9 protein-coding genes are annotated in these 14,096 nt (G+C 38.1%); all 9 read left to right on the forward strand.

All coding sequences use genetic code 11. The features are described from left to right. Nucleotides 1–94 precede the first annotated feature (94 nt). The 9 genes from TEPIDINF_RS01215 to TEPIDINF_RS01255 all read left to right on the forward strand — a co-directional run bounded on the left by TEPIDINF_RS01215 (nt 95) and on the right by TEPIDINF_RS01255 (nt 14,083). Complete coding sequence (locus TEPIDINF_RS01215; RefSeq protein ID WP_421691203.1) at nt 95–1,186, forward strand: glycoside hydrolase family 15 protein; 1,092 nt, start codon at nt 95–97, stop codon at nt 1,184–1,186. Beyond that, a complete protein-coding gene (locus tag TEPIDINF_RS01220; RefSeq protein WP_421691204.1) occupies nt 1,186–2,484 on the forward strand; it encodes an extracellular solute-binding protein in 1,299 nt (432 codons plus the stop codon). The genes TEPIDINF_RS01215 and TEPIDINF_RS01220 overlap by 1 nt, the downstream gene beginning before the upstream one ends. A 75-nt stretch (nt 2,485–2,559) precedes the next feature. After that, on the forward strand, nt 2,560–3,558 hold the full coding sequence (locus tag TEPIDINF_RS01225; RefSeq protein WP_421691205.1) for a carbohydrate ABC transporter permease: 999 nt from the start codon (nt 2,560–2,562) through the stop codon (nt 3,556–3,558). Nucleotides 3,559–3,570: 12 nt separating this feature from the next. Continuing rightward, the gene (locus TEPIDINF_RS01230; RefSeq protein ID WP_421691206.1) at nt 3,571–4,398 is read left to right on the forward strand and encodes a carbohydrate ABC transporter permease; all 828 of its coding nucleotides are present in this window, start codon (nt 3,571–3,573) and stop codon (nt 4,396–4,398) included. 8 nt (nt 4,399–4,406) lie between these two features. After that, nucleotides 4,407–6,248 carry a glycoside hydrolase family 66 protein gene (locus tag TEPIDINF_RS01235; protein WP_161937268.1) on the forward strand — a complete coding sequence of 614 codons (1,842 nt, stop codon included), beginning with the start codon at nt 4,407–4,409 and terminating at the stop codon, nt 6,246–6,248. A 12-nt stretch (nt 6,249–6,260) separates the two neighbouring features. Further along, complete coding sequence (locus TEPIDINF_RS01240) at nt 6,261–7,985, forward strand: glycoside hydrolase family 66 protein (protein WP_421691207.1); 1,725 nt, start codon at nt 6,261–6,263, stop codon at nt 7,983–7,985. A 95-nt stretch (nt 7,986–8,080) separates the two neighbouring features. Then, complete coding sequence (locus tag TEPIDINF_RS01245; RefSeq protein WP_068722958.1) at nt 8,081–10,978, forward strand: glycoside hydrolase family 66 protein; 2,898 nt, start codon at nt 8,081–8,083, stop codon at nt 10,976–10,978. A gap of 30 nt (nt 10,979–11,008) precedes the next feature. Further along, complete coding sequence (locus TEPIDINF_RS01250) at nt 11,009–13,771, forward strand: glycoside hydrolase family 15 protein (RefSeq protein ID WP_068722961.1); 2,763 nt, start codon at nt 11,009–11,011, stop codon at nt 13,769–13,771. A 120-nt stretch (nt 13,772–13,891) separates the two neighbouring features. Beyond that, nucleotides 13,892–14,083, forward strand: coding sequence for a hypothetical protein (locus tag TEPIDINF_RS01255; RefSeq protein ID WP_068722962.1), 192 nt, complete (start codon nt 13,892–13,894; stop codon nt 14,081–14,083). Nucleotides 14,084–14,096: the final 13 nt, after the last annotated feature.

The following is a 14,096-nucleotide window of genomic DNA, read 5'->3' on the forward strand; positions in this document are numbered from 1 at the left end:
CAACGTAAACGCTTACGTTCTATTATTTTTTTCTTTAGTAAACGTTTACGTTTAAAAGATTAGCCTGTAAAAAAAGATGAGAGGTGAAAGGATATTGAATTTAAAACAAATAAGCCTGCATGTAATTAAGCAAAATCAACATCCATCCGGAGCATATATCGCAAGTCCTAACTTTGATAATTATCAATATAGTTGGCTTAGAGACGGCTCTTTTATTGCCTATGCGATGGATATGGTTTCTGAACATGATTCAGCAAGACGGTTTTATCAGTGGGTACATCATACGATCATAAGAAATCAACCAAAACTGAAAAAACTTTATTTAAAATATCAAGCAGGTGAAAAACTGGAAGCTAAAGATTTTTTGCCTTGTCGTTATACTTTAGAAGGTTTAGAAGCCAAGGATGAGTGGCCTAATTTTCAATTGGATGGATATGGAACTTGGCTGTGGGGATTAAGTGAACATATCAAGTTGACAGGTAATAATCATTTGTTAGAGCAATTTAAACAAAGTGTCGAAGATACCATCCATTATTTAATCACGTTTTGGCATTTTCCGAACAGTGATTGTTGGGAAGAAAATGAAGATAAAATCCATCCTTCTACATTGGCGGCAATTTACGGGGGATTAAGTTCCATTAATGAATTTCTGCAAAGAGAAGATATTGCTCAAACCGCTGCTCATATTAAAGATTTTCTATTAAAACATGCCATTTATGAAAATCGTTTTGTGAAGTACATCGGTTCAACCAGCGTAGATGCAAGTTTGCTTTGGTTAAGTATTCCTTTTCAAGTGTTTTCTCTTGATGAGGAATACATGGTAAATACAGTAAAAGTGATAGAAGAAAAATTATTACATAAGGGAGGTGTTCATCGATTTCCTGAAGATACCTATTATGGTGGTGGAGAATGGTTACTGTTGTCCAGTTGGTTAGGGTGGTATTACGCATCAGTAGGCAGAATCGATGAAGCACAGAAGCAACTGCAGTGGGTAGAAAGCCAAGCTGATGAACAAGGTTTAATGACTGAACAGGTATTACATCATGTGAACGATGAAGCTTATATTGATCAATGGGTCAATTTATGGGGACCGGTTGCAAAGCCGTTACTATGGTCCCACGCCATGTATCTGATTCTATTCGAGCATGTAAAAAAAAATGAAAGTATTAGAAAAGAGGGGAAATAATGAAAAGGTTTTTTCAATTTATGTTGATCACCTTACTTATTGTCAGTATGGCAGCCATTTCATTTGGTTGTGCCAAGTCGGAAGAAACAACAGAAGGAAATAACACCGGGAATGAACAGACGAATGCATCTAATCAGGAAGAAACGATAAAAGAACCGGTTACGATTGAATTCTGGCATACCTACAGTGATACAGAAGAAGTTATTTTTAACGAACAGGTACTTCCATTGTTTGAAGAAAAATATCCAAATATAAAAGTAACATCTACGAGAATGCCTTATGAAGGGCTAAAACAGCAAGTTATTGCAGGGGTTGCCGGTGATGCAGCACCGGATTTGATGAGAATGGATATCATTTGGGTACCAGAATTTGCTAAGTTAGGCGCTTTAATGTCTTTAGATGATATGGATGGTTTTGGAGATGTATCCGGGCAATTATTTCCCGGACCATTAGCAACCAATTATTATAATGGTAAATATTATGGTTTGCCGCTTAACACGAACACAAAAGTCGCTATATACAATAAAGAGTTATTGGCTGAAGCAGGTTTAACCGAAGCCCCTAAAACTTTTGATCAATTGATTGAAGCATCAAAAGCTTTAAAAGCAAAGGGTAAATTTGGAATTGGTATTGGAGGAACGGGACCTTGGGGCTCATTACCATACTTCTGGTCTCTAGGCGGTAAAATAACGGATGAGAATTTTACAAAAGCATCGGGATATTTAAACAGTCCTGAGAGTATTGCAGCTTTAGAAAAAATAGTAGAGCTAAATAACGAAGGATTGATCGCACCTACACTACTTGGCGGAGAACCGGGAACTTGGGATGGTGTGAAAGAACAATATTTAATGATCGATGACGGTCCTTGGTTTTACAGCATATTAGGTGATGAAGCATTAGAAATTACTACTCCTGCATTGATGCCTGAAGGAGATGGCGGAAGTGTATCTGTCGTTGGCGGGGAAGATTTAGTTATGTTTAATACGACAAAACATCCGGAGGATGCTTGGACTTTCATGAAATTCTTGATGACGGAAGAACCGCAGAAGATCATGGCACAAACAGGATTAATTCCTACCAATCAACAAGCTGCCGGATCGACAGAAGTGCTTTCCGTTCCATTCATTAAACCATATATCGAACAGTTAAAAACCGCCCAACCAAGAACACCACATCCAAATTGGGTAAAAATAGAAGAGTCTTTGGATCTTGCCTTTGGGAAAGCGGTACGTGGAGAGATGGGAGCAAAAGAAGCATTAGATCAAGCGGCAAAAGAAATTGATGAATTTTTAAAATAAGCATGGACAGTGGTTGTTAGCAGTGATCTACTGTTGACAACCACTGTAACATACAAGTACAAAGGGGGGAAAACCTTGACAAAAACACCGTTTCCTATTGATTCGCAAAAAAAACCCAAAAAAATCAAATTATCCTTTCAAAAAATTAAATCATTGTTGCAATCCCTTTTTTCAACGCTGGTCTTATCGCTTAAACAATGGTGGAATGTCTTTCCCTTTCTTTTTTTAGGGTTGTTAGGTGTTGCCGTTTTTGTTGTTTTTCCTTTAATTAAAGGGATTTATATGAGCTTTTTTGAATATAATGTCCTTTTGCCGAAAGAAAGTACTTTTGTCGGTTTAGATAATTATATACGTGCCATCCATGATGAAAAGGTATTTTTGGCATTAAGAAATACCCTTTTGTACAGTATTATCACCGTTCCGGGACAATGGGTTTTTGGGATTTTTATTGCCACGTTAATCAATGCCAAATTTATCAAACATAAAGTGTTTTTTCGAACGGTCTATTATATTCCCGTTATTACGTCCTGGGTCGTTGTTTCGTTCTTGTTTAAATATTTATTTGCTGATGGTAAATATGGTCTTATTAATTTTCTTTTATATGAAAAGCTGCATTTATTATCTCATCCGATCAGCTGGCTGCAAAATGAATGGACAGCGATGATCGTGATATGGACACTGGGGATATGGAAAGGTATAGGTTGGGTAATGGTTATTTATCTGGCAGCACTCCAATCCATTCCAAGACACTTTTATGAAGCTGCTGAAATTGATGGTGCAAAGGCAGGAGAAGTATTTCGATATATTACCTTACCATTATTAAAACCAACGACGATTTTTGTCATCATTAATTTAATCATTGGTTCGTTTAACGTTTTTATTCAGGTATTGCTTATAACAAACGGAGGACCTTTAGGCAGAACAGAAGTATTATTAAGCTATATGTATAAGCAGGCCTTTAGCTTTTTTGATTTTGGCTATGCTTCAGCAATCAGTGTGTTGATGGGAATTATGATTTTTCTAATTACGTGGGGACAACAAAAAACCATAGGAAAAGAAAAAATTGAGTTTTAGGTGGGATGAGGTATGGCATTGTTTTGGAAAATTGTCGTTTATCTGCTTTTGATCATTGGGTTATTTGTGGTTTTAACCCCTTTTGTTTACATGGTTTTAACCTCTTTTACACAAGATACTTTTTCACTCCCTCACCCTGATGAACTGTTGAAGGAAGAAAAATCTTTTCACAATTATACCGAAGCTTGGAATAAAAATAACTTTCAACGTTATTTTCTAAACAGTTTATTTGTTGCTTCCACGACTACCGTATTTGCTCTTTTCTTTTCTTCAATGACCGCCTATGCTTTTGCTCGGTTTCAATTTCCTTTAAAAGAATTCTTGTTTCGATTGTTTTTGTTTACGATGATGGTGCCGGGTGTATTGAACATCGTTCCGCAATTTACGGTAATTAAAGGCTTGGGGCTCGTCGACACCTATCGGGGGTTATTATTGCTCTATGTTGGAACTGGAATTGCTGGAAACACCTTTTTTCTCAGAGGTTTTTTTGAAAGGATCCCAAAGGAACTGGAAGAATCGGTGATTATTGATGGAGGCGGAAAGTGGACGATCTACAGACATATTTATCTCCCATTATCTAAACCATCCTTGGCCACACTAGGCATTTTTGCCTTTTCAGGAGCATGGGATGAATTTTTTGTTGCTTTAACCATTTTAAAAAGTGAGGCTAAGCGAACGCTGCCGATTGCGCTGCAGCTGTTCCAAGGGCAGCATGCGACAAAATGGGGGCTAGTTTTTGCAGCATCCCTCATTGCCATCATACCGATTATTTTGATTTTTATCGTTTTCCAGAAAAAATTTGTTCAAAGCACGACAGGTGAAGGTGCGGTGAAAGGATAATAATGGCTATGAAGAAACATCTAGGTCTTTTGTTTCGCATTATTTTTTTATTCCTATTTTTCTTTTTCGGTCTATATGTTGTTTTTCATCAAGATGTGTCCCTGGAAGTCAACCGTCTATTAGAAAAAGGAAGATGGATTGATGATGTTTATGTAGAACAGGCAAGGTATGGACCGGGAGAAACAGCAGTTATTTATACCCGACTAACTAATCGCTCTGAATTGGATGTAGAAGGGAAAATCATCATTACGATTAAACATTTGGGAGAAGAAGCAGCCAGACTGGAATCCGATCGATTTACAATTATAAATGGAGAGCAGAAGACTTTATCGGTGGAATGGAATTCTCCAAAAGAAGATTATAAGGGGTATTTAGTAGAAGCTTGGTTTATTTCTGATGGTGAACTTAAAGACAAAGGTAATACCGCCATTGATATTTCATCCGACTGGGCAAAGTTTCCCAGGTACGGCTATATTACAAACTTTGGGGAATTATCGAAGGAGGAAATAAGGAATAACATTGAACGATTAAATCGGTTTCATATCAATGGTCTGCAGTTTTATGACTGGCAGTATAAACACCATCAACCTTTAGCAGGAACCGTTCAGAACCCTTTAAATAAATGGAAAGATATTGCAAATCGAGATATCAATGTTGAAACGGTTATGGAATATCTTCATCAAGCCCATAAAAAAAACATGATGGCGATGAACTATAACTTGTTATTTGGTGCTTATCAATTCAGCGAACAGGACGGAGTTCAACCGGAATGGGGATTATATAAGGATGCAATGCATCAACTACAGGATGGGCATCCTTTGCCGAATACTTGGGCAACCAGTAAACTTATTCTTCAGAATCCAGCAAATGAAGGATGGCAGCATTATATCCTGCAGAAGGAAGAAGAAGTATTTCAGGTCTTCCCCTTTGACGGCTGGCATGTGGATCAGCTTGGAGATCGTGGACGCCTTTATGATTACCAAGGACATATCATCGAGTTAGATCAAACCTACGAGGTTTTTTTAAAGAAAGCAAAAGAAACACTTCATGTTCCTCTTGTGATGAATGCAGTGAACGATTACGGTCAAATCCGGATTGCACAATCCCCTGTTGATTTTTTATATACAGAAGTATGGAATCCGATCAACACCTACGGACAATTAAAACAAGTAATTGAACGAAATATCCGATTAACAAAGGGAAATAAAGCGATTGTCCTTGCGGCTTATATGAATTATAGAAAAGCAGATCAACCTGGACAGTTTAATAAAGCTTCTGTCCTATTAGCAGATGCAGTGATATTTGCCTCTGGAGGAGCACATTTTGAATTGGGAGATACCGGAATGCTTAGTAAGGAATATTTTCCAAATAACCATTTAGTCATGACTGAGGAACTTGAGAAAGCCCTCTATGACTATTATGATTTTTTAGTAGCTTATCAAAATCTGTTAAGAGATCAGGTGGTATCTGTTGAAAGAGATGTAATCATAGAAGCGAATGAAGCATCCAAATATCCAGAAAAGGGTGCAATTTGGTATTTCACTAAAGCCAAAAAAGGATATGAAATACTTCATTTAATTAACTTTACCAATCAACAATCACTTCAATGGCGGGATGATTTTGGTCAATACAAAGAACCGATAGAAATGAAAAACCTTAACGTCAAATATTATACAGATCAACCTGTCGAAAAAGTGTTTATTGCCACACCAGACGAAGATCATGGAAGTGCCCGATCGTTGGTTTTTACAGCAGCAAAGGATGGCAAGGGGAAATTTATTACATTTACCATACCTTCTTTGAAGTATTGGGATATGGTTTATCTAAAGGAAAGAACTACGAAAGAATAGGTGGTGTAAACGGTGGGACAAGTCAAAATCCATCATTTGGATGTATATCCGGATAAGGCACAATATCATCCGAGAGAGCAAGGCAGCATAATCGTGGAAATAGCGGGTAATCAAGAGGCTATGATTCAGATCAAAGTTTCTTTTAAAAGACTCCATCAATTGGAATGGGAAGAAAAGATGGAGATATATTTAGAAAAAGCAATTTTTAAACAGATTTCGATTCCATTTGAAGTGCCAAATGAAATTTGGGAAGGGTTTGGTGTGAATATTCAGCTGTTTGCAAATGGAAAATATCTTGCCCAAAAATCGACCGCATGGGACGTGGTTGATCATTGGCGGAGGGCACCTCGATATGGATTTTTAAGTGATTTTCATCAAGATGAAAAAGGGCAGCTAAACGATGTTGATTCCCTAAACAAATTTCATTTGAATATCATACAATTTTATGATTGGATGTACAGACACGATAACATGATTCCACCTGCTGAAAACTTCGTTGATCCCATGGGTCGCACATTATCTTATCCTGTGGTTCGAGAAAAGATCAATGCCCTGCATGAAAAAGGAATGGCTGCCCTCGCCTATGGAGCAGTGTATGCTTCATTAAAGGATTTTCATGAACAGCATAAGGAATGGGGATTGTACAAAAATAACGGAGATCCCTATCATTTAATCGATATTTTTTACATCATGGACATATCTCCGGATTCCCCATGGAATAAACATATGATTTCTGAATTTCGCAAAGTGATGGAAGAAGGCTTTGACGGAATTCATATGGATCAATATGGATTTCCTAAAAAAGCGTTCCGTCATGTCAATGGTAGAAAAGAATTGGTTGATTTAGCAAATTGTTATCCAGCATTAATCAATCAAACAAAAAAACATTTAAAAGAGGTAAATGCTGAAGTCGGACTGATATTTAACAATGTGAGTAATTACCCTGTACATACCACTGCAAAAGCTGACCAAGACGCCATCTATATTGAAGTATGGCCCCCTGTCATTCACTTGCGGGAATTAAAAGCTTTAATCGATCGCGGACGTGAGTTAAGCGACGATAAGCACGTTATTCTTTCTGCCTATCTTCCATCCTTTAAACAAACGGAAGGATATGACCAATATGACCAAACCGCTGCTGAAAATGGAGCTCTGCTGACCATGGCAACCATTTTTGCCAGCGGGGGTTATCATCTTCTCATTGGTGAAGAAAATAAAGTGCTTACGGAAGCCTATTATCCCAGTTATGGCACCATGAGTAATATCTTTATTGAAGAAGTAAGGAAATATTATGACTTTATCGTCCGATATGGAAAACTATTATACGATCATCAATTAGTTGATCTTTCTTTTGTATATACCGGAGGAATTAACACGGAGATTTCCTTTCAAGGGGAAGCTGCTTATACTCCTAATGGGGATGTAAATACGGTTTGGACGATGGTGAAACAACTTCCAGACTATCAAATCATTCACCTTATTAATTTAGTAGGATTAGAGGATGATTATTGGGAGCATGGAAAAAAACAACGTCCAAAAAAACAGAAGGAGATAACCTGTACGGTATTAATTGAAAAAGAGGTGAACGGAGTATATTTAGCAAGCCCTGATTTTGAAAATACCGAACCGATTAAACTAAATGATCAAATCGTTTCTCATGAACATGGAAAAGCGATTCAATTTACGATTCCAACCCTATCTATTTGGGACATGGTTTATATCGAATTTGTTCAATAGCGTTGTCCAAATTGATTTGAAAGGAGGTGGTAACTAGAGTTGTTCATGGATGTTTATTAAAAGATTACTTTCATATGGAGGTGTAAAATACCATTATGAAAAAAAGTTTACATTCATTTATTTCTTTGTTTTTAATTCTTGTATTATTGTTTTCGATCGCGTTAACATCAGAAATGATTCAAAAAGCACATGCCGCAACTGATGGAATCATTGATAGAGTTTACACGAACCAGTCTAGATACAGTCCTGGTGAAATAGTCACGATAAATGTAGAAATGACAAACGATTCAGGAACAGCTTTTAATGATAATGTTTACCTCACGATATATCATTTAGAAAATCAAGTGTATACCTCTAGTCAGCTGATCTCTTTACCTCAAGAAAGCTCGACGACAGTGACCTTCCAATGGACATCTCCATTAAACGATTTTCAAGGGTATTTTGTTTATGTAACCGCAGGATCCTCAAGTGGAGCAACTGCAATCGATGTATCCAGTGATTGGACGAAATATCCTCGCTATGGTTATATTTCTGAATTCAGTCCGAATGAAACTCTGCATCAGAGTCAGGAAAAGATTAATACTTTAGCTCAAGATTATCATATTAATGCATGGCAATTCTATGATTGGATGTATCGTCATGATAAATTTATCAAACGGACAAATGGTCAAATAGAACCCACGTGGTTAGATCTTTTTGATCGTGAAATTTCATGGGATACCATTCAGAATCAAATTGGTGCCGTTCATGATGTAAACGGAAAAGCAATGGCCTATGCTATGGGATATGCTTCTCGAGAGGATTATACCCAATATGGAATTGATCCTGCATGGGGAATCTATGAAGATAGCAGTGCAACCAACCAATATGATGTTGATTTCAATAGCGGAAAATATCTATATTTATTTGATCCCCAAAATGCAAACTGGCAGAATTATATCATTCCGGAGTATTTAGATGCTGTAAATACAGCAGGATTTGACGGGATTCATGTGGATCAAATGGGACAAAGAGATAATGTCTATGATTATTATGGTAATCTTATTGATTTATCCACGCGTTTCTCCCCATTTTTGGATGAAGCAAAGGCCAGTTTAACTTCCAATAATAGCAACAAAGATCAGATCACATTTAATATCGTTGATGGTACAGTAGACGGATGGGCAGCAAATGATATCGCCCAACATGCAGACGTAGACTTTTTATACAGTGAAATATGGTTTAAATCGAATAACTATATCGATTTGAAAAACTACATTGAACAAATTCGTTTATTAAGCGGCAATAAGGCCGTTGTTTTGGCAGCATATATGAACTACGAGGAAAATATTGGTCCTCGGTACGAAGCGGAGGATGCGGTTCTGACCAATGTAGCAGTTGACACGGATCATACAGGTTATACAGGGTCAGGATTTGTTGATCAATTTGCAGAAAACGGAGATAAAGTTAAGTTTACGATCGATGCCGTAGAAGATGGGGAATATGCACTGGTATTTCGCTTTGGCAACAGCACGGGAGGTACGAGCACAAGAAGCATATACATTGATGGGGTAAAACAAGATACGTTATATTTTGCCAATCAAGCGAATTGGGATACTTGGGCTCATGATACCTATTATACTGCAAATTTAACGCAAGGTACACATACAGTGACTTTAGCATACGATTCCTCTGATACTGGTGCTATTAACTTAGACAGTTTAACCTTAGGTACATTTGATAAACATTCTGTCCTATTAGCTGATGCTGCGTTTGCAGCAAGTGGTGCTACTCATATTGAGCTAGGTGAGAATAATCGCATGCTTGCTCACGAATATTATCCTAACACCAGTAAAGCAATTAGAAACGATTTAAAGCAAGGTTTAAAAAATCACTATAATTTTATTACTGCTTATGAAAATTTACTCTTTGATCAAGATGTTATAGCAAATGATTCGGGTAATCAGTTTATTCAAATACAAGGAGAAACAGTAAGTGGAGATGGAAGCGGTAATACCCTCTGGGCGATTCAAAAAAGAAATAATGATTATAACATTTTTCATTTAATTAACCTTACGCAAAATGATTCTGAATGGCGAAACAGCGGATCTGCACCAGTGGAAAAAAGTAATTTAACAACCAAGGTTTATATTGGAACTGATGAAACCATATCCAATGTTTATGTTGCATCACCGGATATTAATTTTGGAAAAACCCAAGAATTAGCTTTTACTACTGGATCAGACAGTAATGGGAAATATGTTTCTTTTACTGTACCTTCTTTGAAATACTGGGATATGATTTACATGAAGCGTTCCTTTCATGTTCCAGCCAATGATACCTATGAAGCTGAAACAGCCATATTGAGCAATGTTGCTGTTGATACAGACCATACGGGTTATACGGGCTCGGGGTTTGTTGATCAATTTGCTGAAGTGAATGATGGGATTTCTTTTGTCGTCAAAGCGACAGCCGATGATGATTACGTATTAAGCTTCCGTTATGGAAATGGAGGAAGTGATGCAGCAAGAGATGTATTTGTAGATGGCCATTATGCCGGTACGGTTCAATTTAATCATACAGGAAGTTGGGATGATTGGGGGATCGGTGAATTAACGGTAAATCTCAGCAAGGGATACCATACCATAGTACTTTGGTATTCTGCTACAAATGTTGGAGCCATTAATCTGGATTCTTTAGATTTAGATAAAACCTATATCTGGCAATTTGATCGTCAAATCACTTCTGCTCCTGCAGGTTATCGCATTACTTATCGTGTTGGGCTTCCCGGATGGGTTCATTGGGGAGTAAATAACTGGCAAAATGTCCAAGATACCGCATTTGTTACGAATGGAAGCACCAATGATAATTTAGATTATGAAATCTCAATTGGTCCGTTTACTTCTGGAACAACGGTTGATTTTACCTTCCTTTGGGATGACAATAACAACGGAATTCCGGAATATGATGTGGATCGATGGGAAGGAGAAGATTTTCATCTTAACATTCAATAATAGTATGAAAAGAATAGGAGGACGATAAAAATGGATCGAATCATGAAAAATAAGTATTGGATCTTTATGCTTACAGTAATCCTTATTACTTCCATCTTGTTTGCTCCATTGCAAATTACTCAAGCATCAACAGATACATTACCCACTGATCAGTCAGTAACAAGCATCTACTTGAATAACTGGAAGGATGCAGTAAATATATGGATGGCGAGCGAATTAGCTCAAACGGATACAGGAAATTATGGTCCAAGAATTGGAGAAATGAGAATTGATGACGACTATACCGTGAATCAGATTCATGATTACTCTGCTTTTTTTCGTGATGAAACCAATGCAGTGAAATATACAGAACCGCACAATTTTGCCTCAGAAGCTTATTATGATGACGGCGGGATTCTTCAAACCAAATATTTGGATTATAACGGAAGCAATCTGCCCATTGTGGTTGAAAAAGATTTTGCCATGGTGCCTAATGAGGACTTTATGATTGCTAAGTATACTTTTACAAATAACAATGCAACCTCTATTAACTTTAATCTTTTGGAACAGATCCATGTCAATAATGTGACAAAGGGCAGTACGAATCAAACTCATCATGGATGGTATGACAACACAAGAAATACCCTGTTTGTCGATATGACCAGTTCAGGTCAATATTATGTCGCCTTAGGTGCTTTCCAGAGTGCAGACGGTTACCAAGTGGCGGATGATACAGAGTCCAACTTGGGAGCAAACGATGTGAGTGCTTGGTATACCTTCGATAACAATGGAACAGTAAAAAATAATTCCGATGAATATGCGGTAGATATCAGCGTTGCTTTTCAGGATCAGGTAACCATTCCTGCATCAGGTTCTGTGTCCGTCTCCTTTGTTGCAACGGTTCAGGATAGCTTAACCAATGCTCAGAATTCGGTTGATCGTGCTTTATCCCAGAAAGCAGATTATTGGTTTACTCAGACGAGTAATACTTACAGCAGTTGGCTCAGTCAGGGAAAAACCGTTAATTTTGCTGACGGCGGCATCAATAAAACCTATACACGGGCTTTAATCACAATTAAGAATGCAACAAACCCGACTTATGGGGCAACTCCTGCTACGACTAATCCGATTGCTTACGGTTATAAAGTATGGGCACGGGATTCGGCCGTAACTGCGATGGTTCTCGATCAGGCAGGTTTTTACGATGAGGCGGAGAAATACTGGTACTGGCTGCAAGATCGGCAACAGTCAGACGGCACTTTCAAAACGACCTTTGATTATTGGACTAACAATTACGTATCCTTTGTTGAGCCTGAACACGATTCAATCGGAATTTTTCTTGTCGGTGCTTATCAGCATTATAAATTAACCGGAGATACCACCTTCTTAAATAGTATCTGGACGAAGTACAAAAAATCTGCAGATTTTATCTGGTCTAATTTAGGGTCTGACCCTTATGGTTTTGGTGAGGAAGATGCAAGCATCTGGGAAGAGCAAATTGAATATAACGCATTTACTCAAGCCTTGTATGTGGCAGGATTGGATGCTGCCCAGCATATGGCTAGAGCAAAGGGGTTAAATAGTCTGGCAGATGATTATAACGGTGCTGCGAGTGAGATTCGTTCCAATATTCAAAAGGATGATACATGGAGTCCGTCAGGGCTTTGGAATGTAAACAATGGTTATTATAATCGTGCAGTCAATACTAATGGAACAGCACGAACCTTGGTAGACGGGTCATCTAACGCTTTAATTGTTTACGGCGTAATAGATGCCAATTCTTCAAGGGCAAACAGTCACGTAAATAAAATAAAAACCAATCTGCAACATGATAATTACGGAATTGCCCGTTATGACGGGGATGATTTCTATTACACCTCTCCATACAGTCCCGGAGGGAATGAGGCGTTAAGCGATGAACCTTCCTGGCCACAAATGAGTGCTTATGCAGCTTTGCATCATTTATATCGGGGAGAAAAGCAAACAGCATTAAATTATCTGAAATGGATTGTCTCCCGTACAGCGGTTGGTTATATGGCCCAGGGAGAGGCCGTATCACGAATTTCATTGAAACCTCTTCCCAGTACAATGGTAGAGCCTGTAACAGGAGCATGGTTTGTGATTACCGCATTGGTTTACGAGGATCAAGCGGATATACGAGTCATTCCTCCGCAATTTAACGCAGGAGCCTATAAATCTATTAACGTTACGACAACGGTGGCTAATGATTTGGCTCAATGGAACAATGTCCCGTATTACCATGATCGTTTAAGTGACTCTGATTCAGGTTCCGATGACACAGATATTGCCAAGGTCTATGTCTCTAATGATGCCAATAATCTATATGTACGGATTAAAAATGCCAGTCATCACTTGTCAGGCTACAATACGGCTCCCCGTTTTGCCATGACGGTTTATGCCGAAGATTTCAAACACAGTACAGCCGAATCATTAACTACTGGATTATATGGCGGCAATCTGGATCGGTCGATGCAATATATGGTTAGCAGATGGAGCGATTCCGGAGATTTTGCTAAATTCCATGTCAGTAACGGAAGCTGGACATTTGAAAAACATCTTTCCGGAATGACAATCCCGCAGTGGGATGTCAATACGGGTGATATTGAAATGGTCGTTCCTCTCTCCGAACTGTCCAGTACAGGTTCCGTCAATACCGGTGATTGGTCAAACCTGAACATTGTCTTGGTCAGACAGGACCCGACCACCCTTAATTGGAATGAAGATGATCTGATTGTGATTCATTATCGGGTAATGACTTCAGGAGAGCAATGGTATTATGGTAATGTAGAGTAATAAGCAGCCAATTTAAACGCTTCGAGCTCTTCCATTAATGGCTTCTTGTTAAGTGATCATATTCGGATGCTATAAAACCGCTTAAATACGCGGGACTGACATGTCCGATGATTTGCGTGAATGGAGCAAAAAATTAAAAGGATTATGCCACATTTCGATGTGGCTATTCTTTTATCTATGTGTGGTCTGGGGATAAGGCCTGAAGATATACATGATGAACCAATTTTTTTAGAAGCTTCACCTAATCATCCGTTTAATTCAACTGTTGAAGCTTTGGTCTTACCTGGTATATTTATTTTGATAATGGCTTAAAGTAAGTAGCGGC

Source organism: Tepidibacillus infernus (genome assembly GCF_048898065.1).
GTDB lineage: Bacteria > Bacillota > Bacilli > Tepidibacillales > Tepidibacillaceae > Tepidibacillus_B > Tepidibacillus_B infernus.